This window comes from Burkholderia reimsis, assembly GCF_003294055.1.
Lineage (GTDB): Bacteria > Pseudomonadota > Gammaproteobacteria > Burkholderiales > Burkholderiaceae > Burkholderia > Burkholderia cepacia.
In genome coordinates, this window is the sequence record NZ_QMFZ01000013.1 from 143,225 (window position 1) to 166,953 (window position 23,729).

General features: G+C 69.2%; 20 protein-coding genes. 9 read left to right on the plus strand and 11 right to left on the minus strand.

Features of this window, described 5'->3' with window-relative positions:
• Positions 1 to 118 precede the first annotated feature (118 nt).
• Positions 119 to 2,296, plus strand: a complete 2,178-nt coding sequence (locus DPV79_RS17335) for a DUF4132 domain-containing protein (protein WP_113046029.1) — start codon at positions 119 to 121, stop codon at positions 2,294 to 2,296.
• Between the two features lie 10 nt (positions 2,297 to 2,306).
• On the opposite strand, the gene DPV79_RS17340 is transcribed toward DPV79_RS17335, so the two are convergent.
• On the minus strand, positions 2,307 to 3,719 hold the full coding sequence (locus tag DPV79_RS17340) for an aminotransferase-like domain-containing protein (RefSeq protein ID WP_113046030.1): 1,413 nt from the start codon (positions 3,717 to 3,719) through the stop codon (positions 2,307 to 2,309).
• 231 nt (positions 3,720 to 3,950) lie between these two features.
• Here DPV79_RS17340 and DPV79_RS17345 point away from each other — a divergent pair, with 231 nt between their 5' ends.
• Both DPV79_RS17345 and DPV79_RS17350 read left to right on the plus strand, forming a co-directional pair.
• Entirely contained in the window at positions 3,951 to 5,180 is a 1,230-nt protein-coding gene (locus tag DPV79_RS17345) for an NAD(P)/FAD-dependent oxidoreductase (RefSeq protein ID WP_113046031.1), read from the plus strand.
• A gap of 40 nt (positions 5,181 to 5,220) precedes the next feature.
• Positions 5,221 to 6,372, plus strand: coding sequence for a branched-chain amino acid ABC transporter substrate-binding protein (locus DPV79_RS17350; RefSeq protein ID WP_113046032.1), 1,152 nt, complete (start codon positions 5,221 to 5,223; stop codon positions 6,370 to 6,372).
• A gap of 30 nt (positions 6,373 to 6,402) precedes the next feature.
• Here the strand turns inward: DPV79_RS17350 and DPV79_RS17355 are convergent, their stop codons facing one another.
• The 3 genes from DPV79_RS17355 to DPV79_RS17365 all read right to left on the minus strand — a co-directional run bounded on the left by DPV79_RS17355 (position 6,403) and on the right by DPV79_RS17365 (position 8,910).
• Positions 6,403 to 7,311, minus strand: a complete 909-nt coding sequence (locus tag DPV79_RS17355; protein WP_113046033.1) for a hypothetical protein — start codon at positions 7,309 to 7,311, stop codon at positions 6,403 to 6,405.
• A gap of 89 nt (positions 7,312 to 7,400) precedes the next feature.
• Positions 7,401 to 7,724 (minus strand): TfoX/Sxy family protein, encoded by a 324-nt coding sequence (locus DPV79_RS17360; protein ID WP_021157895.1) that lies wholly within the window; start codon positions 7,722 to 7,724, stop codon positions 7,401 to 7,403.
• A 253-nt stretch (positions 7,725 to 7,977) separates the two neighbouring features.
• Entirely contained in the window at positions 7,978 to 8,910 is a 933-nt protein-coding gene (locus DPV79_RS17365; protein ID WP_113046034.1) for a GlxA family transcriptional regulator, read from the minus strand.
• Positions 8,911 to 8,993: 83 nt separating this feature from the next.
• Here DPV79_RS17365 and DPV79_RS17370 point away from each other — a divergent pair, with 83 nt between their 5' ends.
• Positions 8,994 to 9,710 carry a DJ-1/PfpI family protein gene (locus tag DPV79_RS17370; protein WP_113046035.1) on the plus strand — a complete coding sequence of 239 codons (717 nt, stop codon included), beginning with the start codon at positions 8,994 to 8,996 and terminating at the stop codon, positions 9,708 to 9,710.
• A 36-nt stretch (positions 9,711 to 9,746) separates the two neighbouring features.
• Here the strand turns inward: DPV79_RS17370 and DPV79_RS17375 are convergent, their stop codons facing one another.
• Complete coding sequence (locus DPV79_RS17375; RefSeq protein ID WP_113046036.1) at positions 9,747 to 11,483, minus strand: site-specific integrase; 1,737 nt, start codon at positions 11,481 to 11,483, stop codon at positions 9,747 to 9,749.
• Between the two features lie 469 nt (positions 11,484 to 11,952).
• Here DPV79_RS17375 and DPV79_RS17380 point away from each other — a divergent pair, with 469 nt between their 5' ends.
• A complete protein-coding gene (locus DPV79_RS17380; RefSeq protein WP_113046060.1) occupies positions 11,953 to 13,146 on the plus strand; it encodes a tetratricopeptide repeat protein in 1,194 nt (397 codons plus the stop codon).
• Between the two features lie 52 nt (positions 13,147 to 13,198).
• On the opposite strand, the gene DPV79_RS17385 is transcribed toward DPV79_RS17380, so the two are convergent.
• Complete coding sequence (locus DPV79_RS17385; RefSeq protein WP_113046037.1) at positions 13,199 to 13,390, minus strand: DUF2964 family protein; 192 nt, start codon at positions 13,388 to 13,390, stop codon at positions 13,199 to 13,201.
• A 14-nt stretch (positions 13,391 to 13,404) separates the two neighbouring features.
• A complete protein-coding gene (locus tag DPV79_RS17390; protein ID WP_027792431.1) occupies positions 13,405 to 13,878 on the minus strand; it encodes a universal stress protein in 474 nt (157 codons plus the stop codon).
• A 374-nt stretch (positions 13,879 to 14,252) separates the two neighbouring features.
• On the opposite strand from DPV79_RS17390, the gene DPV79_RS17395 reads away from it, so the two are divergent.
• Positions 14,253 to 15,014, plus strand: a complete 762-nt coding sequence (locus DPV79_RS17395; protein WP_113046038.1) for a 2-keto-4-pentenoate hydratase — start codon at positions 14,253 to 14,255, stop codon at positions 15,012 to 15,014.
• 383 nt (positions 15,015 to 15,397) lie between these two features.
• On the plus strand, positions 15,398 to 16,810 hold the full coding sequence (locus DPV79_RS17400) for a 3-deoxy-D-arabino-heptulosonate 7-phosphate synthase (protein ID WP_113046061.1): 1,413 nt from the start codon (positions 15,398 to 15,400) through the stop codon (positions 16,808 to 16,810).
• A gap of 45 nt (positions 16,811 to 16,855) precedes the next feature.
• On the opposite strand, the gene DPV79_RS17405 is transcribed toward DPV79_RS17400, so the two are convergent.
• The 3 genes from DPV79_RS17405 to DPV79_RS17415 all read right to left on the minus strand — a co-directional run bounded on the left by DPV79_RS17405 (position 16,856) and on the right by DPV79_RS17415 (position 19,939).
• Complete coding sequence (locus DPV79_RS17405; RefSeq protein WP_113046039.1) at positions 16,856 to 17,908, minus strand: helix-turn-helix domain-containing protein; 1,053 nt, start codon at positions 17,906 to 17,908, stop codon at positions 16,856 to 16,858.
• A gap of 148 nt (positions 17,909 to 18,056) precedes the next feature.
• A complete protein-coding gene (locus DPV79_RS17410; RefSeq protein WP_034196211.1) occupies positions 18,057 to 18,389 on the minus strand; it encodes a hypothetical protein in 333 nt (110 codons plus the stop codon).
• A gap of 32 nt (positions 18,390 to 18,421) precedes the next feature.
• A complete protein-coding gene (locus DPV79_RS17415) occupies positions 18,422 to 19,939 on the minus strand; it encodes a hypothetical protein (RefSeq protein WP_113046062.1) in 1,518 nt (505 codons plus the stop codon).
• Between the two features lie 431 nt (positions 19,940 to 20,370).
• Between DPV79_RS17415 and DPV79_RS17420 the strand changes: the two genes are divergently transcribed.
• Positions 20,371 to 22,551, plus strand: coding sequence for a PA5441 family protein (locus tag DPV79_RS17420; protein WP_113046040.1), 2,181 nt, complete (start codon positions 20,371 to 20,373; stop codon positions 22,549 to 22,551).
• A 52-nt stretch (positions 22,552 to 22,603) separates the two neighbouring features.
• Entirely contained in the window at positions 22,604 to 23,293 is a 690-nt protein-coding gene (locus DPV79_RS17425) for a DUF3142 domain-containing protein (RefSeq protein ID WP_048028434.1), read from the plus strand.
• A 42-nt stretch (positions 23,294 to 23,335) separates the two neighbouring features.
• Here the strand turns inward: DPV79_RS17425 and DPV79_RS17430 are convergent, their stop codons facing one another.
• A complete protein-coding gene (locus DPV79_RS17430) occupies positions 23,336 to 23,710 on the minus strand; it encodes a gamma-glutamylcyclotransferase family protein (RefSeq protein ID WP_059687470.1) in 375 nt (124 codons plus the stop codon).
• Between the last annotated feature and the right edge of the window lie 19 nt (positions 23,711 to 23,729).

Sequence of the window (23,729 nt, forward strand, 5' to 3'; positions counted from 1 at the left end):
GGAGTCAGACCATGCAGTACACGATCGAACAGGCATCCGACCTCGGCGGCGTGATCCGCGACGCCCGGAACGTACAGAAATGGCGCAGGAACGACGCGGCCGGCACCGAGGCCCACGGATGACTGATCGCGCCCTCGTCGACCAGCTCGTCGCGCGGCTGACCAGCCGCGCCGACCATCAGCGCTTCGCCGGCGCGCCGATCGACCTGTCGACGCTCGACGCGCACGCGCTCGGCGCGGTCTGGCCGGCCCTGCGCCGTGTCGAGTACGAGATCATGGTGCACGACCAGGCATTCGAGGATCCGCGCGCGGATTTCGCGCGCTGGCTGCACCGGCAGATCGATGCGCTCGGACTCGTGCCGCTCGTCGACGCCGACGCCGCGCTCGAACTGTTCCGCGACATCCCGGCCGGCGGCTGGAAACGCGCACTGGAGGAATTGCCCTGCCTCGACGCGCTGCCGTCGCCCGCGCTGCAGGCCGAACTCGCGCGCATCGCGGGCGAGCCGGAGGAAGGCGACGAGCGCACCGCGTCCAGCACGTATGGCGTGTATACGCTCGACCGGTTCGCCGGCCGCCGCGACTTCTCGGCGCGACGCGACGCGTATGCGCAGGCGCTGGCGGATTCGCCGTTTCGCGTGCGCGAACTCGACGTGCTGCCCGAACTCGGGCTGGCCGGGCTGCTCGCGCTGGCCGCGACGAACAACGGTTATTTCGCGCCGAGGCGGTTGTGGCTCGACTTGAGCGATCCGGCCGTCACGCTCGCGGAAGACGCCGCGTATGTCGCGTTCGCGCGCGATGCGCTGACGGAAGCCGCGCAACGACTGGCGGCGCTCCATGCGGGCGCCGTCCCATACGAGGCCGATCGTGCTTTCACGACCGACGACGCGCAGGTCGTCGCCCGGGCCGCCCGCGTGGCCGCCTATCGCGACGAAGCATGGCTGCGCCCGCTGATCGGGCCGCTGCTGACCGGCGTGTGCGTCGCGCCGACGGCCGCGAAGACCGCGCCGTCCCAGTCGCTCGCGATCGCGCTCGGCCACGCGGTCGAGACGATCCCGACCCCCGAGGGCGTGCGCGCGCTGCGCGATGCACTCGCCATCGTGCGTCACGCGGGCGTGCAGAAGAAGCTGGCACGCAACCTGAAGCCGGCCGAACGCGCGCTCGGCGAGCGGCCGCACACCGCGCTGCGCATGACGCTCGACGCGAAGCCCGACAAGAAACAGCTCGCGATGCTCGCGACCTGCATGGAAGCCGGCTTCTGGCAGTCGATGACGCTCGGCCACGCCGAATGGCGCGAACGCCTCATCGATGCGCCGGCCGGCGCCGTGTTCGCGGCACGCACGATCTGGCACGCGCGCGGCCGCAATGGGTCGACGCAGTCGTTCATGCCCGAGATCGCAAAGGGCAAGGTCGTGCTGCGCGACGCGGCCGGGCAAGCGATCGACATCGCCGGCGACAGCGACATCCGGTTATGGCACCCGCTGCTGGCCGATGCGGACGAGCGGCTCGCTTGGCAACGCGCGATCGTCGGCCGCACGCTGCGGCAGCCGGTCAGGCAGGCCTTCCGCGAATACTACGTACCGGCCGACGGCGACGCGTCCGCCAGCGATTCCGCGATGTTCGAAGGCCACGTGCTGTCGAGCCGGCAGTTGATCGGCGTCGCGCGTCGCGAAGGCTGGTCGATCCGCGCGTACGACGACGGGCTCGTCCGAGAATTCGGCGACGTGCGCGCGACTTTCTTCGTCGATGCGCGGCTCTATCCGGGCTCGGAAAGCCACGGCACGTCGCGCCGGCTGCACTTCGAACGCCGGCACGACCGGCACTGGATACCGCTGCCGATCGGCGAAATCGATCGTGTGGTGTTCTCGGAAGTGGCGCGCGCGGTCGATCTGCTCGTCAGCGTCGCCGCGTTCGCGCTCGACGACGACGCAACCCGCGCGGCGACGGCCGCGCTCACGGTCGACCCGGCGCGCCAGCGCGAGCGCGAAGCACAACGCTGGCAGCGCCTGAACCGGTTGTCGGACGTGCCGCTGGGCACGATGGCGCGGCATCGCCGGCACGTGCTGTCGCTCGTGTTCGCCGGGCCGGTGGCGCAAGGGAAGATGACGATCGATGAACGGCACGTGCGCGTCGGCGCGTGGTCGGTGCATTGCGCGACCGGGCGTGTGATGCGCGACGGCGAACCCGTCGATGCCGCGATCGAGCCGCCGCCGTCGCCGCTGCGCGCGGTGCCGTGGCTGCCTTACGACGAAGCGCTGCTGCAGCGGATCGTCGACGTCGTCGCGGGGTTGCTCGATTGAGCGGACGCCGTCAGATCGAACCGAACAGCGCGCGCGGCCGGTCCTTCAGCGTACCGGCGAGAATCCGCAGCCCGTTGACGAGTTCGTCGCGCGAGGCCGGGCACGCGAGATTGATGCGCACGCCGTGCTCGATCTCCGCGCGATCGACCGCGAACGTCGACGACGGCATCACGATCACGCCGCGCGCCTTCGCGTTCGCGGCGAAGTCGTCGGCGCGCCACGGCGGCGGCAGGCGCAGCCACACGAACATGCACGCCGGGTCGGATTTCAGCTGCCCGGCCGGCAACAGCTCCCGCGCCAGATCGACGCGCGCGCGGATCTCCGCGAGTTGCGCGCCCATGATCCGCTCGGCGGTGCCGTCCTCGATCCACACGGTCGCGATCAGCATCGACGTGGGGGCCGGCATCCACGCGGTCGTGCGCACAGCCTCCGCGCACAGTGCGACGCTGTCGCGCGGGCAGCTCAGATAGCCGAGGCGCAGCCCCGGCGCGAGGATCTTCGACGTCGCGCCGATATGAAACGTCAGCTCGGGGCACAGCCCCGCGATCGCCGGCAGCCGGTCGCGCACGAGCGGGCCGTATACGTCGTCCTCGATGATCGTCACGTGATGGCGGCGCGCGATGTCGACGAGCGCCATCCGGCGCGCGAGGCTCATCGTCGTCACGGTCGGGTTCTGCAGGTTCGGCACGACGAAGATCGCCTTGACCGGCATGCGCTGGCAGATCCGCTCGATCTCGTCGGGCAGCAGGCCGTCGTCGTCGGCCGGCGCGCTCACGATCTCGAACTGGAATACCGGCGCGAGCGCCTTGAGCCCGTAATACGTGAGGCGGTCGGCCACGATCACGCCGTCGGTGCCGATCAGGCTGTTCAGTACCGCGTACAGCCCGTGCTGCGCGCCGCTCGTGACGACCACCTGGTCGCGCGACGGCGCGAAGCCCGGCGCGGCGAGCCACTGCGCGCCGGCGGCACGCGCCCAGTCGGGGCCCTGCGGCGGCTGGTATTCCTGGAGGGCGGCGAAACGCGGGTCGTTCGGCAGCGTGCCGAACGTCTGCGCGAGGCTCGCGAGAAACTCGCCGGTGGCCGGGCGGTTCACCGTCAGGTCGATCACGCCGTTGCCCGCCGCGAGCGACGCGCGGGCCGGCTCGATGCTCGGCATCGCGCCGCCGGTGACGAGCGAGCCACGCCGTTTGCTGCCGATCACGAGGCCGCGCAGCTGCAATTCCTTGTACGCCCGGGACACGGTCGACACGTTGATGCCGAGCTCGGTCGCGAGCTGGCGCTGCGGCGGCAGGCGGCTGCCCGGCGGATACATGCCGCTGCGGATTTCCTCCTCGATCGAGCTCGATACCTCGACGTAGGTCGGCCGCTTCGCCTGCGCCGGCGCGCCGCCGGCGCGCTCGCCGGAAAGTTTGTCTGATGCCATTTATCGCCCGTGACCACACAAAAAGCGTTTGTCTGCCATTTTGACCTGCCCAGCGATTGTATCCGACATCCCCTCCCCGTCAAACGTCAGCTGAAAAGTCTGTCGAATCAGTCAGTTGGAATCGGGTAAACACTAGCACCACACAATCTCATTTTGATTGCACACAAAAAATTACTGTGTGATTCTTGATCGCAACTTTGTGTGAATCATGTGGACCGGAGGGAACGCGTCATGGCGAATGTCGCCATCGTGGGTGCAGGCTTCATCGGGCTCGGCGCGGCGGCATGGCTGCAGCGCGACGGGCATCGCGTGACGCTGTTCGATCCGGCCGGCATCGGCCAGGGCGCGTCGTTCGGCAATGCCGCGACGTTCGCGCCGTACGGCTGCGTGCCGGTGAACGGCCCGTCGGTGTTCCGCGACATGCCGCACTTCCTGTTCGCCGCCGACAGCCCGCTGCGCATCCGCTGGCCGTACCTGCTGCGCGGTGCGCCGTGGCTCGTGCGGTTCCTGCTCGCATCGACGCCCGCGCGCCACGCACGCAGCGCGACCGCGCTGGCCGCGCTGCTGTCGCGCGCCGCCGACGGTTATGCGCCGCTGCTTGCACCGTCGCGGCTCGCCGCGTTCGTGCGGCCGCGCGAATGCCTGTACCTGTATGCGCGGCAGGCGTCGTTCGACGCCGCGCAGCCGTCGCTCGCGCTGCGGCGCCGGCTCGGCGTGCCGTTCGAGACGCTCGACGCGAGCGCGATCCGCCGGCTCGAGCCCGCACTCGCGCCGATCTTCACGCGCGGCGTGCTGTTCGTCGGAAGCTGGCACTTCTCCGATCCATGTGGATTTCTCGGCGCCCTGTTCGCGCACCTCGCCGCCGACGGCGCCGCGCTCGAACGCACGCGCGTCGAACGGATCGAGCCCGCCGGCGACAGCGTGACCGTTCATGCGGGCGGCGCCGTGCGCACCTTCGATCACGTCGTCATTGCCGCCGGCGCCCGCTCGCGCGCACTCGCGGCCGCGTGCGGCGACACGGTGCCGCTCGATACCGAGCGCGGTTATCACGTGCAGTTCGGCGCGCACGAGCCGATCGTCTCGCGGCCGGTCGGCTGGGCCGAGCGCGGCTTCTACATGACACCGCTCGACGAAGGGCTGCGCGCGGCCGGCACCGTCGAACTCGGCGGCTTCGACGCGCCGATGAATCCGTCGCTCGTCGCGCTGCTCACGCGTTCCGCGCGCGAAGCCGTGCCGTCGCTCGGCGCACCGACGCGCAGCTGGCTCGGCTTCCGGCCGACGCTGCCGGACGGCGTGCCCGTGATCGGCCGCGCGCGGCGCAGCGCGCGCGTGATCCACGCATTCGGCCATCAGCATCTCGGCGTGACGCTCGCCGGCATCACCGGGCAAATCGTCGCCGACCTCGTCGCCCAGCGCGCACCGCCGCTGGACCTCGCACCGTACCGGGCCGCGCGATTCTGACGCGCGCCGCGATTTTCACCACTGCAAGGAGGCATCCATCATGAATCGTCGTAACTGGCTGGTTTGGCTGACCGTCTGTTCGATCGGCACGGTCGGCGCATCCGCGCAGGCCGCGGACCCCGAAACCGTCAAGATCGGCTTCGCCGGCCCGCTGACGGGGCCCGTCGCGCGCGTCGGCAAGGATCTGCAATACGGCGCGCAACTCGCGCTCGACGAAGAGAACGCGAAACATCCGACCGTGGGCGGCAAGCCCGTGCGCTTCGTGCTCGACGTGCAGGACGACCAGGCCGATCCGCGCATCGCGATCCAGGTCGCGCAGAAGCTCGTCGACGACGGCGTGGTCGGCGTGATCGGCCACTACAACTCGGGCTGCAGCATTCCCGCGTCGGCCGTCTACAAGCAGGCGAACGTCGCGATGATCACGCCCGGCTCGACCAATCCGCAACTGACGATGCAAGGTTTCAAGAACGTGTTCCGCACGATGGGGCACGACGGCGTCGGCGGCGTGGTGGCCGGCCGTTTCGCGGTCGAGCAGCTGAAGGCGAAACGGATCGGCATCATCGACGATCGCACCGCGTTCGGCCAGGGTCTCGCCGACGCGTTCGAGAAGGGCGTGAAGGACGCGCACGGCAGCATCGTGTCGCGCGAATACACGAACGACAAGGCCGTCGATTTCCGCGCGATCCTGACGACGATGAAGAGCAACAACGTCGACCTGCTGTTCTTCGGCGGCCTCGACGAACAGGGCGCGATGCTCGTCAAGCAGATGCGCTCGCTCGGCATCCGCGCGCAGCTGTTCGGCGCCGGTGCATTGAAAAGCAATGCATTCCTGAAGATCGCCGGCACCTCAGGCGAAGGCACGCAGGATCTCGAACCGGGGCCGGCGCTCGACAAGCTGCCGTCCGCCGTCGCGTTCGCGCAGCGCTACAAGGCACGCTTCAACCAGGATGTCGAGCTCTATGCGCCGTTCTCGTACGACGCGGCGCTCGCGATGATTGCGGCGGTACGCAAGGCCGATTCGCTCGATCGCGGCAAGATCGTCGCGAGCCTGCCCGGCGTGTCGGTCACCGGCGTGACCGGAAAGATCTCGTTCGACGAGCGCGGCGACCTGATCAAGCCGCCGTACACGCTGTTCCGCGTCGAACAGGGGCAGTGGCACAGCATCCGCACGGTCGGCGGCGCGTCGAACTGACGCGCGGCGGCGCGACCGGGAACCACACTGTCATCGCGCCGCCTGCTGCCGCTGCACCTCCTGCACTTTCATCTGCAGATAAGCGCCGCGCTCGACCTCGTGCAGCTGCTGCGGATACTGCTCGGTCGCGTCGAACCAGCGCGCGAGGCGCTGGTCGAGCGGCTTGTCGAGCGTCGCGAGATACGCATCGATCGCGAGGTAGTAGCGCATCGTGTTGCGCTCCAGCAGCCCGCGCACGCCGCCGACGTACTGCGGCTGCGCGGCCGATCCGCCGACGTTCGTGAAGCCGACCTTGTCGCTGCCGACGGTCGCGAGGTAGGTCTTCATCGCCATGCGGCCGACCGTGCCGAAACCATACGAATACGTGAGATGCAGGAACGTGCGCGACGCGCCGACCGGCACAGCCTCCAGCGCGATCCGGTAATCCTTCGTGCCCATCGGGCCGCTGTCGGCGGTCAGGTCGACCTGGAAATAGTCGGGCGATGCGGCCGCCACGCGATAGCGGAACTGCACGCGATAGGTGTCGGACAGCTTCTGCTGGATCTTGCGGCCGAGGTTCACGTCGAGCACCGGGCCGTTGCCGCCGCCCGATGCATGACAGTACTTCGTGTTCAGGTGCAGGATCAGCACCGCGCACCAGTTCGCGGGGCCCTGCGCGGGATCGTCGAGCTGGCCGCTCACGACCGAGAACGGATAGTCGACCACCGCGTAGATGTCGCCCTTCAGCGACGACGACGCTTCCGCCGATTCGAGCACCAGCGGCCGATGAAACGCGTTGTCCTTCAGTTGCGCGCCGAGGCTGCGGTAACGGTCGAGCAACGCCGCCGCATCGTCCGCGCCGAACGACAGCGCGCTCCAGCCCGTACACAGGGCCGCGACGAGCGCGTACCGGGCGCGGCGAGCCAGCCACGTGCCGCGCGGATGTCCGGATGTCTTCATTCTTGTGCTCCCGCCTGGCGCGCGATGGTCGCGCGCATGTGTCACAGAATACGCCTGGCCGCAGCGCAACATTGCATGCGAAGAGGCCGCTATCGACGCCGCTTCACCGGCACCGGCAACTGCGCGGCGGTGATCCGGATCAGCGCCGACAGCCATTCGCGATCGTCCCAGCGCTCGCCCGAGATGACGAGGTGCGGCTTCGCGCCCGGATACGGCGAGCCTTCCTCGCACGTGCCGAGAAACGCTCGGCCTTCGGGCGTCGGCTTGACGAACAGCCGATCGTCGCAGACGAGCGCCGCCATCTTGCCGTCGCAATAGATACCGTACTCGCCGAACATCTTGCGCGCCGATACCGTGCCGGCCGCCGCCATCTGCTCGACGATGAAATCGACTGTGCCCTGGCTCGATGCCATCCCTGCTCCTTGCAAAAGGTGTATGACCGCAGCGTGTGCCCGACCGTTCCGCCTGATCGGCGGATGCGCTGCGGTGCGTCATCCGTTCGTCGGCGGAACGCGCATTCGGGTGCATTCAGGCACGTGCAGGCATTCGCGGCCCGCAACACGCTGCGTGCCGTGTCGTGTCGTTCCGTGTCGCGACAGTCACATGACGGCGCGCGGCCGAGCGAGACGATCGCGATCGACGACGTAACAAAGCGGCAACGCCCGCCTACGAACGCAGTGCCGACGGCGCGACGCCCAGCCAGCGATGAAAGCTGCGCCGCATGTTTTCGGTATCGCCGAAACCGCACTCGTTCGCCACGCGCTGCAGCGACGACGCCCCGCTTTCGAGCGCCGCGCGAGCGGCTTCCACGCGCAGTTTCTCGACGGCCTTGGCCGGTGTGAGGCCGGTTTCCGTCTGGAACGCCCGCGCGAATTGACGCGGGCTCATGCACGCCTGCTCGGCCAGGTCGCTCACGCGCAAGCGTGCGCCGAGATTGCGGCGAATGTGGTCGAGCAACGGCTTGAAGCGCCCTTGCGCGCTGTCGAGTTCGATCAGCGCCGAGAACTGCGACTGTCCGCCGGGGCGCCGGTAGTACACGACCAGACGTTTCGCGACGGCACGCGCCAGCCGCTCGCCGCGATCCTCGCCGATCAACGCGAGCGTCAGGTCGATGCCGGCCGTGATGCCGGCACTCGTCCAGAACGGCCCGTCGTTCACGTAGATGCGATCGAGCGCAAGCCGCACCTGCGGAAACGCCCGCGCAAACCGCTCGCCGCAGCCCCAGTGCGTGGTCGCCAGCCGGCCGTCCAGCACACCGGCGGCGGCCAGCAGCAGGCTGCCCGAACAGACACTCGCCACGCGGATGCCGCGCGCCGCGCAGCGCCGGACGAACGCGCACGTCGCCGCGTCGGCCATCGCGGCATCGACGCCGTCGCCGCCCGCGACCAGCAACGTATCGAGATCCTCCGCATCCGGCAACGGTTCGGCGTGCCAGCTCACGCCCGACGAACTGCGCACCAACCCCGGCTGCGCCGCGACGATGCGAACCGCGTAATACGGCGTGCGCGCGTAGTCGGCCATCTCGAACGCGGAAACGGGCCCGGCGGCATCCAGCACCTGGAAACCGGGATACACGAGCATGGCGACGCGATGGGTCATGGCAGAAAGTGCGGGAGAAATGACATTGCGACGGACAGCGCGCGGCGCGATGCTACACGCCGCTCATACCTTGGGAGATCGTGATGGCCACCACGCCGTTCGTCGTCGTTTTCGCATTGTTCGATCATGTCACGCAGCTCGATTTCACCGGGCCGGACGAAGTGTTCTGGCGTCTGCCGGGCGCGCGGATCCGGCGGGCCTCGGTGCGCGGCGGATCGATTCGCGCGGACAGCGGCCTGACCGTTGCCGAGGTCGAGCGGCTCGCCGACATCGCGCACGCCGATCTCGTCTGCGTGCCGGGCGGGCTCGGCGTGATCGATGCGATCGCCGACGCTGCATTCGTCCGCGAGGTGCGCCGGCTCGCGCTCGGCGCCCGCTATGTTACCTCCGTGTGCAGCGGGTCGCTGGTGCTCGGCGCGGCCGGGTTGCTGCAAGGCCGGCGGGCCGCCTGCCACTGGGCGTGGCGCGACCTGCTGCCGCCGTTCGGTGCAATTGTCGACGAAGGCCGCGTGGTGCGCGACGGCCCGGTCGTCACGGGGGGCGGCGTCACCGCCGGCATCGACATGGCGCTCTCGGTGATGGCCGACCTGGCCGGCCCGGCCTACGCGCAAGCGGTGCAGCTCGGCATCGAATATGCGCCCGAGCCGCCGTTCGACTGCGGACGTCCCGAGCAGGCCGCGCCGGACATTCTCGCATCGGTGTCCGCGCTGTTCGAGCGCGTGCGGCCCGATCGTCATGCGGTCGTGGCGCGTGCGGCGCAGCGCCTCGCGCAACCCGACGCGAACCGACAACCGGCATGACGCGCACGCGGGCCCTGCCGGATCGTCGCGACGTCGTTACTTGTCTGCCGCAAACGCGCTCGACATCTGCCGCGCCCGCTTCACGTCGTCGCCGTGCAGGTAGATCGACGTCGTCGAGATCGACGCATGCCGCAGGTTGTCGCGCACGGTCGTCAGCTCCGCGCCGCGCGCCAACGCATGCGTCGCATGCGTGTGGCGCATCCAGTGCGGGCTCGCCTGTCGCAGCTTCTGCGCGAGCGCGGGGTTGTCGGCCTCGACCTGATCGGCCGTCTGCGTGAAGAAACGCTGCATCACCTTCCACAGCCGCACGCTCGTGATCGCGGCCGCGCCGTCTTCCGCGAGGCTCGCGATCAGCGGCGTATCGGGCCGCCAGCGCACCGGCGTGACCGGCAGCCGGCGTGCGACCAGGTAACGGTCGAGCGCCGTGCGCGCGAGCGGCGGCAGCGCGACGCGCGCGGCCTTGCCGCCCTTGCCGACCACCTTCAGCCACGCGTCGCCGTGCGCATCCGTCTCGATGCCGCCGAGCGTCGCGCCGACCAGCTCGCTCGCGCGCAGCCCGGTCGCATAACCGAAATCGAGGATGAAGCGCAGCCGTTGCGCGGCGGCCGGCGTCCAGCCCGACTGCGGCGCACCGGCCGCCGTGCCGGTGCGGAACTCGAGCCCGTCGGCGATCGTGCGCACGAGCAGCCATTCGCCTTCGGTGAACGCGTGCGACGTGTCGAGTGCGTTCGCGCCGCGCGTGTCGCGCACCTTGACGCCCGCGAACGGATTCGCCAGCAGGTAGCGCTGTTCGATCAGCCAGCGGAACAACGCGCCGAGCACCGACAGCGTGTACGCCGCCGAACGCGCGGACAGCGCGCCCGAGAACGGCCGCCAGTCGGGCGCGCCGCGCGGCCGCACGGGCCCGACCCAGCGTTCGTGCGGGCTCGGGCGCCGCACGAATGCGCGATACGCGACCGCGTCCTCGGTCGTCAGCGACGACAGCGCGCGGCCGCGCTCGACGATCGCCCACAGGATCAACCGCTCGGCCTCCTTCCGGTACGCACGCCGCGTCGCGGCCGATTCGTGCAGCGACAGCCACGCGTGCACGGCCGCGTAATCGTTGTCCGCATCGAGCGTGCTGGTCGCGCGCGGCGCGCGGAACGTGCCGGCCGAGCCGTCGACCTCGTGCGGCAGCTTCAACTGCTCCCACGGCACGATGCTGCCGCGCGGCGTCGCCGCGATCAGCGCGCGCGCCCGTTCGGTCAGGTCCGGATGCGCGGCGAAAAACGCCTCGATGTGCCGCGCACCGGCCACGCCGAGGCCCGCGATCGCACGCCACCACTGGCGCCGGCGCGGAATCCGCACCGTGAGATCGGCGAGCGTCGCGATCCCGTGCGCCCGCAGCGCGGTGACCGCACGCGCGGGCAGCCACAGGCCGACGTCGTCGCTGATCTGCGGGACCGGCGCGCGCGCATGACGCAGCAGGCCGATCGCTTCGGCGACCGCCTTCGCCTCCCGAATACGCTCACCGTCGGGATGACCGAGACGCTCAGCGAGATCGGGCCGGCCGGCCTGTCGCGCGACGCGCACGAGGCGGCGGCGAATCCCGCCGATCACGCCGCGCGCCGAGCGCCCTTCGCCGAGACGATCGGGCAGGTAACGCTCGACGGCCTGGCGCACGGTCATGCCCGCGTACCATGCGCGCAGCGCGGCCAGTTCGTCGGCGTCGGGATAACCTGCGGGCGCAGGCGCGGAATCGGAGGAAGGCGGTGAGGCGAGGCGCGGTTTCATGGGCGCCAGTTTGACAGAAGCGCGCGTGGCCGGATACGTCGCGCACGGCGTTCCGGGGACGGCAGGCGCCGGGCGCCGGAAAGTTCGCAGCGGTGACGCGTAGCGCGAAAGGATGCGAGGATCGATCGAATTGAGGTCGTTTCACCCGTTTCATCGCTGTGGAATCGATTGTCGTGCGGGTCGACATGTCACGACCCGACACGAGTCGCGACATCGTCGATCCACGTGCAGCACCGAAACCAAACGGGAAACGAGCGCTTGGTACACGCCTGCTATGCTGCGACTGCATTCGCACGCCATTCGTCCGCCGCTTCCTTGCATGACGCTGCGGCGCGCGGGTTCCGCACTGAATTGCGCCGAGCGCCCATACGATCCGCCGCAGGCCGACGACGGTTTCGCAACAGCGTCAACGCATGTCGATTTCCGGCCGTCGAACAACAAGATCCATACCGACAAGCACGCCAATTCCATGACATTCCGACTTCTCGCCGCGCTCGCTGCCGCGGCCTTGAGCTGCGCCGTGCTGCCCGCTGCCCACGCGCGCACCTATGTCCCGCCGACAGCGTCGTTCGGCAACGGGCCTTATGTGCATCGGTTCGTGCTGCGCGACCCCGTCACGCACCGGCCGCTGCCGAATGCGCGATACCGGTTGCTGCTGCCCGGACACGCGATCGCGGGGCTGCCGCCCCATCAGGCAGGCGGCGACAGCGTCGTGTTCGGCACGACCGATGCCGCCGGACGCACCGTGCGGATCCGCCTGCCCGCGCGGTACCCCGAGAGCCAATGGGCGCTTCAGCCTGTCGTGGGCGAAGGCGACAGCGGCGGGACGTTTCAGGTGATCGACGAAGATACGGGGCGGCCCTACGGCCATTACCCGTACGTACTCGACGTGACGGGGGAATACCTCGTCTGCGGGCGCATCGATGCCAACGGCTACACCGTCTTCGTGCAGTCGAACGTGGACCGCAAGCTCAGGTTGCGTCGCACGGTATTGCGCGCGCCGGCGGACACCGACTGGTGTGCGGGGCCCGGCACGGACATCGCCAATCATGCCGGCGATCCGGGCACGCCCGATCTCTACACGCAGTATCTCGGCAGCCTGGTCGCCGACGGCCGGCACCTCGGCCGGGCACTCCGGGAACAGATCGCGGCCAAGATGATCGCGCTGGCGATTGCCGAGCGGGACGAAGGCCGCATCGACACCGCGCTCGACGCAGGCAATTTCTCGGGCGACCTGTTGAACGGCATCGGCTACGACCTCGTCAACGCCGGCCTGAAGATCGATCGTGCGATGGCGATGATCGATGCGCGCCTCGCGCAGTCACCCGACGACCCGTATGCGCTCGACAGCAAGGGCTGGGCGCTCCATCGCCTCGGTCGCGACGACGAAGCGCTGACGTGGTTCGACCGGTCGATCGCGATCCTCGCGAAGGAAGGCGACGCGGACAAGGACGTGCGCGAAGCCCATGCGACCGGGCTGACGCACAAGGGCGAAGCACTGTGGAAGCTGGGCCGCGCGGATGACGCGCGCGATGCGTTCGCGCAGGCGCGGAAGATTCAGCCGGACAACGCGGACCTGGAAGAAACACTGAAGCGGCTGAACGTGGGGGCGAGCCCGGACGGCGCGGCGTCGCCCGGTACGAGCGGTACGAGCGGTACGTAACCGCACGCGCCGCGCGCCGTGATTTCAGGGAGCGACGCCGCGTAACGCGTCGTCACTCCTCGCCTTTCGCGCCCGGATTGAGCATCACGACGAAGCCGGCCACGCCGACGACCAGCGCGACCGCGCCGCCGCGCAGCGCCATCGCGTTGTCGAACAATAGCCCCGTCACGACGGCCATCATCCCCGCGAGCGAGACGAACACGGCGATCGCCGCGACGACGATTCTGGATTGGCGGCGTATCATCGCGCCCCTCCGTGTTACGCGGCCGCAGCCGCTACGTCGGCATCGTCGCCGCGAATCAGCAGCACCGGGCACTTCGAGCCGCGCACGAAGCGCTCGGCGACACTGCCGAGCAGCACGCGCCGGATGCCGCGCCGCCCGTGCGTGCCGACCACCGCGAGATCGATCCCGCCTTCCTTCACATAGCGCTGCAGGCGTTCCGAGATGTCCTCGCCGATGCTCTCCGTCTCAACGAGTTCGGCTTCGCCTTTCGCACCGGCGAGCGCGATGACCTGTTCGGCTTCGCGCAGCACCTTGCGCCCGTCGTCGCGCATTTCCTCGACGAGCGCGTGTGGATCGAAACGGCCCGCGTAAGTGAACAGCACCGACTTGTCGACCACATACACGGCACTGACTTGCGCGTCGCCTGCCAGCGCGACCTTTACGGCCTCGGCAAGCGCCAGTTTCGACGAAGCGCTGCCGTCGACGGCCACCATGATCTTCTTGTACATGCAAACCTCGCTGGGGTGAATTGCCGCGCGGCTGGGTGCGCGCGGCCTGTCACCATCATCGGCGGACGGCAGGTTCGAATGTTGACGGCGATCAAGCGAGCGCCCATGCCGGCTGCGACCGGCCGACGCAGGGCGCGGCACACGCGCCGGAGCCCGCACCCTTGTGCGTCTTCGCGTATGCGGCGCGCGATACGCGTGCTTGTCGAACCCGCCGGCGCGCGACGGAATCCGCCGGGCCCGCGGGGCCCGCGGCGGCCGCGCGCCGCCCGTGCGCACCGGAATCGAGCGGTCACCATGCCGAAGGCGCTATCATCGGATGTGCGACTTTCGTCCGGCCCTTATTTCCCGGCCCACTTTCAACTCGCTCAACCGACATGACAACGACTACCGAACGCGTGGACGGCGCCGCCCAGCATCTCGTCGCCGCCCGCCATGCCGGCTCGCCCGGCCCGCTACTGCCCGATGCACTGCGCCCCGACGACAGCGACACCGCGCTCGCGATCCAGCAGCGCGTGGCCGACCTGCTCGGCGAATCCGTCGGCGGATGGAAATGCGCGCTGCCGCCGCCCGACCGCGTGATCCTCGCACCGATCTTCGCGTCGACGATCCGCGAGGCCGATGCGCCGTACCGCGTCGTCGGCGGCCCGATCGTGCGGATCGAACCGGAAATCGCGTTTGTGCTCGATCGCGACCTGCCCGCGCGCGAACAGCCGTACGACGAACAGGACGTGCGCGACGCGATCCGCGAGGTGCGCATCGTGCTCGAGGTGCTCGGCTGCCGCTATGCGGAGCCCGCGCGCGCGTCGAAGTTCGAGCTGCTGGCCGACGGGCAATTCAACCAGGGGCTGTGCGTCGGCCCGGTCGTGCCCGACGGGCTGAACGTGCCGCTCGAGACGCTGGCGCTGTCGTTCGAAGGCGCGCTGAACCGCACGATCGACGGCCGCCATCCGGACGGCGATCCGCTGAAGCCGCTGGTGTGGCTCGTCAACTTCCTCGCATCGCGCGGCGACCCGGTGCGCGCCGGGCAGATCGTGACGACCGGATCGTACGCGGGCGCGATCGACGTGCCGCTCGGCGATGCGCTGACGGTTCGCTTCGGCGAACTCGGCAGTTTGTCGGTGACGTTGACGGCCTGATGCACGCGGCGCGCGGGCCCGGCTGACCGGGCCGGCCCCGGTCGCCAATCACCGCCGTCCGGCCGTTCAACCATCCCTGGAAACCTTCCCTGGACGACGTGACGTCCATGACAAACCGCAGCAACTCACACAGAGTGACTCCGATGGGTGAAACGACGGGCCCGTTCGACGCGGGTGTGGGCACACCGCGCGACCACACCCTGACCATCGAGACGCTGACGAAAGACATCGCGCGGAACTGACTCCGCGAGCACTCGCGTTCTGCGCCGGCGCGACTGCCCTGCCATCCGCTCTTTCGGCCACACCGTGATAACGTTGCACATCCCCGCGCACACCGCGCCCCACCTCTTGGCATGCGCACCGCTTTCACGCCGATATCGAACATGTCGCTGACACCGCTTCCCGCCCTGCTCGACGAAACCCTGCGCACCGTCGTGCGCCGCTACCGGCTGCCGCCGCTCGACAGCGCGTCGTCGCCGGCCGACGCCGCGAACCCGGCCGCCACGCTCGCGATCGTGATCGAGGAAGCGCGCAGGATGCGAAGCGACGGGCACACATCCGACGCAGCGCTGCGGCAGCGCTTCATCGACGCCCTCGCGCGGATGATCCGCGATGCGATGGATACGCATTCCGGCGATCCCGCGTTTCAGGCCGCGGTGCTGCGGCACGATGCGCCGAGCGTGCGCGAATACGCGTCGTTGTCGGCACACGCGGAGCAGGACCGTCGCGCGCTGCACTCCGCCGTCAACGCGGTCGCGCACCCCGCCAAGCTCGAGCGCAGCGCCCGGCCGTGGCAACGCGACGGGCTCGCGCGGCTGCATGCGGCCGCCACCGGCGCGTCGTGGGCCGATCTGCACGACACGCTGCGGCACCTGCTCGCACTGCCCGACATGAAGACCGACCCGGCCTTCGAACAGGACATCGTCAAGCTGAAAGACAGCCCCGCGCTCGAACGCCTGCTGCGTGTCGACGCCCTGGCATCGGACGAGCACGTGCGCCGCTACCGTGCGCTGTGGGTCCGCCAGGGCCCGCTCGAAGGCAGCTCGGTCGCCGTTGCACAGGGCGTCGCATCGCAGCAGCGCGGCGCAGCCGTCGAAGCGCTGGCCGCACAGGCGCTCGACGCGCTGGCCCGCAGGCTCGACGCCGTCGACGCACGCCGCACGTACCGGGTGGTGACGTCGATGCGCGTGCCGTCGTCGATACCGGGCCGGCACGATCGCGCGAAAACCGAATGGGACGCGATCCTGCTCGAACGCCCTCGCGGCGATGACCCGGCGCCCGCGTGGAACGTGCGCTTCCTCGTCGAAGCGAAAGCGTCAGCGGATGCCGCGACGACCGATCTGCCGCGGCTGCTGCGCGGCCTGACCCTGCTCGCGCAGGCCGACCCGGACACGATCTATTCGTTCGAGACGCACCAGGGCACGGTGCGCGTGCACGGCGCGTCGCTGCGGGCGCTCACGACCGACGACGCCGCACTGCAACGGGAAGTGCTCTATTGCTGCGATGCGTCCGCGGACGCGACGCCGCGCCTGCTGGGCGCCGCGAGCCGGATGCAGTTGCTGTCGGCGCAAGCCAGCCTCGAGTACGCGAGCGCGCTCGCGCAACAGCCGCATACCACCCCTGACGGCCTCGGCGTCGTCTGGCACGCGCTGCTGACGATGCCGCAATGGCATGCGGTGTTGCACCAGTACCCGTCGTTGCGGCAGGTGCGCGAGCTGATGGTGGCGATCGACGACTTGCGGGCCGCGATCGACGAGGTCGATGAAGGCGGCGCGGCCAGCAGCGCGTACGCGTGACGCACGAAACGAGCCGCCGCGCGGCGGCCGGAACACGCGGCCCGCTCAGTTGGTGAGCACGCCGAACGGCAGCGTCCATCCCGCCAGCCGGCCGCCATCCGCCCATCGATCGCCGGCCGCATCGCACGGCAGCAGAATCGGCGCGGCCGCGCATTCGAGCGTTTCCTTCGGCGTATGGCCGAACTCCGCCTTGAACAGCCGGTGGAAATACTTCTCGTCGGGAAAACCGTGCGCCCACGCGATCTCCGCGATGCGCTGATGCCGGCGCTGCGGGTCGCCGAGCACGTGGTACGCGTGACGCAGCCGCCGCCGCGTGATCTGCCGCATCACGCCGCCGTCTTCCTTGAACAGCTGGTAGAGCCGCGCTCTCGACACGCCGATGTCGCGGCAGATCCGGTCGGGATCGAGGTCGGGCTCCAGCAGATGCACGTCGATGTAGCGGCGGACCCGCTCGGCCAGCGCCCCGTCGATCGGGCCGCGTGCGTCGTGCAGCGCCTGCGCGGTCGGAGCGACGGCCGCGGCGAGCAGCACCAGCATCGACTGGACGATGCTCGGGATCTCGTGCGTGCGCAGATTCGGCAGATTGCGGAACAGCGACAGCATGTGGTCGCCGAGCAGCCGCCCGACGCCGCTCGTCAGCGTCTGCCCGTGCGCCTGCGCCGCATGGCTCGGCAGCAGGTACCTGGGCACGACCAGGCTGATCACGTCGCCGGCCTCGACCTTGCAGTCGTTGATCTGCGCGACGTCGTACACGAACACGTCGCCGGCGCCTTTGACCAGTTCGGGCCCGCCGGTGTGGCTGGCCATCCGGCCACCGAGCAGCAGCGTGAAGCGGATCGAATCCTGTCCGTCGAGGCGGATCCGCCGCGTGGTCCGATGCACCCGGTAGGCCGGCGCGCGCGATCGCCAGTGGCGGCCCGACAGGATCAGCGGGCCGAGTGCCGCGCCGCTCGCTTCCGCGTCGAACGCGCCGTGGCCGCCGTCGTCTTCCAGGCGGCAGTCGCACAGCATGTCCTTGACCCAGACATGGAACCTGTCCCGCTCGGGGTAGTCGATGGTGCGAAACTTGAAAACGGGGACGAATGCCGTTTGATCCATGACAGTGTTTTTATCGAGCCGACACGAGAGGATAGATCGGTTCGCAGATTATCGGACCAAACTGCGCCGGCGCAAGGCCGGCGCGGCACATCGTCCACCCAGGCGGTCGACGGGCGCCCCGCGACGGGCGCCGTCGTTGCCGCGGCCATCAGCGTTGCGGATGGCATTCCCAGTTGTTGTACGTCGGCCGATCGATCGGCGTGAGCCCCGGAATCATGAACACCGTACAGCCGAAACGCCGCCCCTTGCCGGTCGTCGCGTCGTAACTCACCTTCTGGCCACCGAGCCCGTCCTTCTTCCCGTACTGCACGTTGGCGATCGTGATCTCGTCCGACGACGCGAGCCCGAGCGTCTTCGCGGTCGACGTCTGCACGTCGACCATGTTCATCTGCGTCGAACCGCACGCGGACAACACGAGGCCGGCGGCCGCCGCGCCCAGCGCCGTCCGCAAGGTGACGGCGCATTGCAGGATCTGCTTCATGGTTTCTCCTTCGAATTCCCGGTGGGGCACGATTACGAGCCCGGCGTAAAAAAGCTGGACTGGATCTGGCTGCCGACGTTCGCGACGAACGATTGCCAGACGAGCGCCATCGCCCCCGCGGCATTGACGGCCAGCGCCGGCCACGACCCGTCCTGCGGATCCAGCGTCGACGTGCTCCACGTCCCGTTCCGATAGCCGGCCACGAGGAGGAGCGACGCGTTCGGTGTGCCCGTGTCCTGCCAGGCGACGGTCACGTTACCGGCCGCGTCGATCACCAGCGGCGGGTACTGGAGCGCCGCCCCGTTCAGGTGTTCCGTCAACCGCTGCAGCGCCCCCCAGTTTCCGCCGGCATCGGACACGCTAGCCTGCAGGACCGCGCCCCCTTCCGCCCACATCGCCGCGGCCACGCCGTTTTCGTTGACGGCCAGCATCGGCGTCGCGATGAAACCCGTCGGCTCCGCGATCGCCGGCGCCACCGGCTGCGAGGGCTGCCATCCGGTTCCGGCGACGTAGCGCTGCGACATCGTGGCGGTGTAGATCTTCCCGCCCGTCACGTCGAGTTGCCCCCAGAGCAGCGTGATGTTGCCCTTCGCGTCCATGCCGGCGACCGGCGAGATGATCGTCGTGAACAGGCTCGTATTCGATACGGCCTGGTTGACGTTGGTCCAGCCGTTGGTCGCGTCGTAGGTGGCCGTCCACAACGCCGACTTCGTATGGTTGGTCTGCCGCCACGCGAGCACCGCGCGGCCGGACGACAGGACCGACAGCATCGGCCTCACGTTGTCCGTATCGCCGGTCACCGCACCCGGCCCGGTCTGCACCGGCATCTGGACCAGCGCCGTCGGCGACCACTGTCCGGCCTGCGTATAGCGCGTCCACGCGATGCGCGTGTCGAGCAGGCTGATCGACTGTGTCCATGTGACGAGCGCGTTGCCCTGGCTGTCCATGCCGGCCGAATAGGACGAACCGGCCATGTCCGGCACCAGTGCGACCGGGGTGCCCCAACCGCCATTCGGGGTGTACGGGCGTGCCCACAGGGCATACGTGTTGGGGCCCGGCGTCCACTCGGTCCAGAATGCGACCGCCTGCCCACTCGCGTTGCCGACCAGTTGCGGCTGCACCCCGGTCAGCGAATTCATCGCATGCGAACCGTCGCTCGTGTCGAGCCGCGTCGCGCTTCCCCAACCCGAGCCCGGCACATAGCGTGCGCCCCACATCTCGTTCCCGGTCGTGCCGGCCGTGCCGTTGGTCATCCAGGTGGCGAGCGCGTTGCCGCTCGCGTCGATGGTCACGCTCGGCTCGCCTTCCGGCCCCTTGCCGTCCACCGCGGCGGCCTTCGACCAGCCGGCCTGCGGCTGCGTGGTCCCGCCGCCCGTCGGCCCGCCGTTCGAGCCGCCGTTCGAGCCACCGCCGGGCGAGGTCGAACCGGAAGGTGAACCGGAATTGTTCGGCGACGACAACGATGCGCCGCCGTTCGTGGCAACGTCGTCACCGCCGCATGCGGACAGCGCGAGCGCGGCTGCCATGACCATCCATGCAATGGGTTTCATCGGAATCCTCTTTTTCTCTTTCCGGCGTACTCTCGTCTGCCGTTCGCCGATACGCTGTACCGCACCGATCGGCATATTGATAAGCAATGCTATTGAACAGGCACGAAAACCGCCGTCCGTTCGCCCCCCGTCATGATCGGCTCCGTCGTGCGGATCGATGCGAACACCGCCTTCGGCAGACCACCCCCGTCGGGCAACGAGGACGCCGACCGACGTCTGTCGTCGAAGGTCCGTCGCTGCCGGCTGCATCTTAATTCAGGCGGTCCGGATTCAAGGTGGCGATGCGTCCACACTGAGTGGACTTCCATTTCGCCGGCCCGCCTGCGCGCGCTCGCGGCCGGGGCCTCGGGTGCGGTACGATACGCGCCGGGGCGAAACGCCTCACCTGAGAGACCCGGCCGCTGCGGCCCCACACCCGGCACAAGAAAAAAATGCCCAGAAACCCATTGCTGCACCGACACCTGTTCGCCGCGCTGGCGGCCGGCCTGTTCTGGATTCCGGCTGCCCATGCCAGCGGCGACGATGGCTGCTACGCGCCCACCACGCTCCGGCAGACCGCCTACTCGTGCGCCAACCTGCCGATGCTGAGCCCCGCGAACGACACGCGCATCAACGCGATGCTGATGATGGTCGACAGCGCCAAGGTCGCGCAGGCGTTTCCGGACCCGAAGACGATCCCCGCGAAAGACCGGATCAACCAGATCATCGTGCCGTTTCCGATGGACTTCTCCGGGTGGATCTACATCGGGCAGAAGGAGCCTGACACGACCGCCAAGGCCGGCAACACGGCGGATAGCGACGCGTCGTCGAACCGCTACGCCGACGGCGAAGGCAGCATCTGCCGCAGCATGAACTCGGGCGCCGACGCGTTCAACGACGCACTGGGCGGTGCCGGCGGCCTCCCCGCCGACGAAGCCGCACGCCTGCGCGCGGCCCGCGCCGACATCGCGCAGAAGACCTGCAACGCCGGCGGCGCGAGCGCCGCGTGGACCAAACCGCCGGTCAAGTCGCCGCTCGGCCAGCAGTTCGCCGCGTACCTCGACGGCACGAACGCGTTCTACCGCGCCGATTTCCTCACCGCGACCCGGGCCTTCGCGAACGCGTCGCACAGCGCGAACCCGTGGCTGAAGGAAACCGGGCTCTACATGGCCGGGCGCGCGCAGCTGAACGCCGCGCAGGCCAACGTGTTCGACAACGACAACCCGACGCCGTCGCTCGGCCGCGTGACGAAGGTGTCGCTCGACGCCGCGAATACGGTGTTTCGCACCTACCTGAAGATCTATCCGCAGGGACGCTACGCGACCTCCGCGAACGGGCTGCTGCGGCGGGTCGCGTGGCTCGGCGGCAACGTCACGCAGCAGGCCGACCTCTACGGCCACGCGCTCGCGCGCTGGTCGCCGGCGACGTCGAACGTACCGCTGATCCAGCTGGCGAACGAACTCGACAGCAAGCTGCTGTTCGGCTCGGAATTCGACGCGCGCCAGATCCAGTCGCCGACCGTGCTCGCGACCGTCGACCTGCTGCGCATGCGCACGTCGGACAACAGCGATTCGAGCCGCAGCAAGCCGCTGACCCTGGACGAACTGCAGGCGCAGAAGCCGCGCTTCGCGAACGCGCCCGCGCTCTACGACTACCTGCTCGCGACCTGGTATGTCCAGATCGGCCACAAGCCGGACGCCGCGCTCGCGTTGCTGCCGCAGGCGCCCGCCGAGCCGCTCGACTACTTCGGCCTGAGCCAGCAGGCGCTGCGCGGGTTCGCGCTGGAGGATAGCGGCCAGGCCGACAAGGCGCGCCAGCTGTGGCGCGACCTGATCCCGCTCGCGAAATTCCGCTTCCAGCGCGAGGCGCTGGAACTCGCGCTCGCGATCAACCTGGAACAGGCCGGGCTCGTCAACGATGCGTTCGCCGACGATTCGCCCGTTCAGAACGCCGCGATCCGCGCCGTGCTGCTGCGACGCGCCGCCAATGCGGACCTGCTGCGCGCGCAGGCACAAAACCCCGCGGCCGGCGGCGCGCTGCGCGACACCGCGCTGTACACGCTGTTGTACAAGGAACTCACGCGTTCGCACTACGCCGAGTTCATCGCCGACGCCGCGCTGGTGTCCGGCACGCCTGCCGATCCGTTGAAGCCGTTCGTCGCGCCCGGCGCGAAAAACGAAGACGGCTACACGTGCCCGTCCGCGCGCGACATCGCGGCGACGCTCCAGCAGAATCCGGCCGACGCGAAAGGGTTGAACTGCCTCGCCGATTTCGTGCGCGTCAACCCGCTCACGGCCAACCTCGAAGGCGATGCGGTGCCTCCGTGGATGCGCAACGCGTCGTCGGCGACCGCCGCGCGCGTGCCGCCGACGCTCGGCGCGGCGCCGTCGCAGTTCGCGGGCAAGCCGTACGAGCGGATGTCGAGCTACGTGACGGTGATGGCCGATACACAGGCGAACCCGAACGACCGCGCGTATGCGTACTACCGCGCGATCAGATGCTATGCGCCGGCAGGCTCCAACGAATGCGGCGGCAAGGACGTGCCGAAGAACGTGCGCAAGCGCTGGTTCGATACGCTGAAGGCCAGCTACGCGGGCAGCCTGTGGGCGCAGAAACTCCGCTACTACTGGTAAGCGCCGCGTGAAGCGTGTCGCGAATGTCGCGTATGTCGCGTTTATCACGTGTATGGCGCTGCTGCTGGCCGGACGCGTCGCGCTGGCCGGCACCGTCGATGCCGCGCAGTACGACACGTTCTGGCTGTGGGCGGGCGTGAAGCCGCAGGCGGTCGTGCGCGGCGCCCGCGCCGTCTACGTGCTGCAAGGGCAGATCGAGGCCTCCCCGCGCGACGAGTCGCAAGTACGCGTGATCGCGCAGGGCGTCGCGCTGCCACCCGCGCCGCATGCGCGCGTGTGGCTCGTCTATCGTGCGCATACGCTGCGCTGGACGCCGCGCGTCACGCAGATCATGCTCGCGCAACTCGAACGCTGGCGCGCGTCGGGTCGCACGATCACCGGTATCCAGATCGACTTCGATGCACGCACGCGCCACCTGCAGGACTACCTCGAATTCCTGCGGACGCTGCGCGAGACGCTGCCCGCCGATTGCCGGCTGAGCATCACGGGGCTGCTCGACTGGAGCAGCCGCATCGATACCGACCAGGTCAACCAGCTCAGGGGGATCGTCGACGAAGTCGTCGTGCAGACCTACCAGGGCCGCCGCACGATTCCCGACTATGCGGACTACCTGCCGCGCGTCGCGCGGCTGCAATTGCCGTTTCGCATCGGCATCATCCAGGGCGGCGAATGGGACGCGCCGCCCTACCTCGCGGCAAACCCGTGGTTCCGCGGTTATGTCGTGTTCCTGCGCAACGGGTAGCGGGAAACACGCGACGACGTCGATCGTTCCCGTGCCCCGGATTCATTCCGGGCGCGGCGAACCCGCATCCACGTACACCCACGCGCTGACGCCCGATTCCAGCACCACGCGATCGCGGCGATACGCGTCGACTTCGTAGTCGTCCGCGTGCTGCAGTTCCTCGCGCGTGATCGCGAACACGGTGCCCGTGACGCGGTCGCCCGGTCGGCCGGTATAAGCCACCACCGGATGATGCGTCTTCCCGCTCGTCGCGACCACCTCCGGATCGTCGATCTTCAGCATCGTCATCGCGTAACCGGGCATCGCATCCTCGCGACCGTCGAGCCTGCGGCCGAAGGTGGCGAGCTGCACCGGTTCGAGTTGCAGCGTGCCATAGGAAAAGAGGTGCTCGGAGAAAGTCGGGGCAGTGCTGGACATGATTGAACTCGACAAAAAA

What these genes read in the sequence shown, in the direction of transcription:
- DPV79_RS17365 (WP_113046034.1), bottom strand. Translation starts at nt 8,910, where the DNA reads ATGACCCATCGCGTCGCCATGCTCGTGTATCCCGGTTTCCAGGTGCTG.
- DPV79_RS17375 (WP_113046036.1), bottom strand. Translation starts at nt 11,483, where the DNA reads ATGAAACCGCGCCTCGCCTCACCGCCTTCCTCCGATTCCGCGCCTGCG.
- DPV79_RS17350 (WP_113046032.1), top strand. Translation starts at nt 5,221, where the DNA reads ATGAATCGTCGTAACTGGCTGGTTTGGCTGACCGTCTGTTCGATCGGC.
- DPV79_RS17405 (WP_113046039.1), bottom strand. Translation starts at nt 17,908, where the DNA reads ATGGATCAAACGGCATTCGTCCCCGTTTTCAAGTTTCGCACCATCGAC.
- DPV79_RS17390 (WP_027792431.1), bottom strand. Translation starts at nt 13,878, where the DNA reads ATGTACAAGAAGATCATGGTGGCCGTCGACGGCAGCGCTTCGTCGAAA.
- DPV79_RS17355 (WP_113046033.1), bottom strand. Translation starts at nt 7,311, where the DNA reads ATGAAGACATCCGGACATCCGCGCGGCACGTGGCTGGCTCGCCGCGCC.
- DPV79_RS17425 (WP_048028434.1), top strand. Translation starts at nt 22,604, where the DNA reads ATGGCGCTGCTGCTGGCCGGACGCGTCGCGCTGGCCGGCACCGTCGAT.
- DPV79_RS17340 (WP_113046030.1), bottom strand. Translation starts at nt 3,719, where the DNA reads ATGGCATCAGACAAACTTTCCGGCGAGCGCGCCGGCGGCGCGCCGGCG.
- DPV79_RS17385 (WP_113046037.1), bottom strand. Translation starts at nt 13,390, where the DNA reads ATGATACGCCGCCAATCCAGAATCGTCGTCGCGGCGATCGCCGTGTTC.
- DPV79_RS17360 (WP_021157895.1), bottom strand. Translation starts at nt 7,724, where the DNA reads ATGGCATCGAGCCAGGGCACAGTCGATTTCATCGTCGAGCAGATGGCG.
- DPV79_RS17335 (WP_113046029.1), top strand. Translation starts at nt 119, where the DNA reads ATGACTGATCGCGCCCTCGTCGACCAGCTCGTCGCGCGGCTGACCAGC.
- DPV79_RS17345 (WP_113046031.1), top strand. Translation starts at nt 3,951, where the DNA reads ATGGCGAATGTCGCCATCGTGGGTGCAGGCTTCATCGGGCTCGGCGCG.
- DPV79_RS17415 (WP_113046062.1), bottom strand. Translation starts at nt 19,939, where the DNA reads ATGAAACCCATTGCATGGATGGTCATGGCAGCCGCGCTCGCGCTGTCC.
- DPV79_RS17395 (WP_113046038.1), top strand. Translation starts at nt 14,253, where the DNA reads ATGACAACGACTACCGAACGCGTGGACGGCGCCGCCCAGCATCTCGTC.
- DPV79_RS17410 (WP_034196211.1), bottom strand. Translation starts at nt 18,389, where the DNA reads ATGAAGCAGATCCTGCAATGCGCCGTCACCTTGCGGACGGCGCTGGGC.
- DPV79_RS17420 (WP_113046040.1), top strand. Translation starts at nt 20,371, where the DNA reads ATGCCCAGAAACCCATTGCTGCACCGACACCTGTTCGCCGCGCTGGCG.
- DPV79_RS17370 (WP_113046035.1), top strand. Translation starts at nt 8,994, where the DNA reads ATGGCCACCACGCCGTTCGTCGTCGTTTTCGCATTGTTCGATCATGTC.
- DPV79_RS17380 (WP_113046060.1), top strand. Translation starts at nt 11,953, where the DNA reads ATGACATTCCGACTTCTCGCCGCGCTCGCTGCCGCGGCCTTGAGCTGC.
- DPV79_RS17430 (WP_059687470.1), bottom strand. Translation starts at nt 23,710, where the DNA reads ATGTCCAGCACTGCCCCGACTTTCTCCGAGCACCTCTTTTCCTATGGC.
- DPV79_RS17400 (WP_113046061.1), top strand. Translation starts at nt 15,398, where the DNA reads ATGTCGCTGACACCGCTTCCCGCCCTGCTCGACGAAACCCTGCGCACC.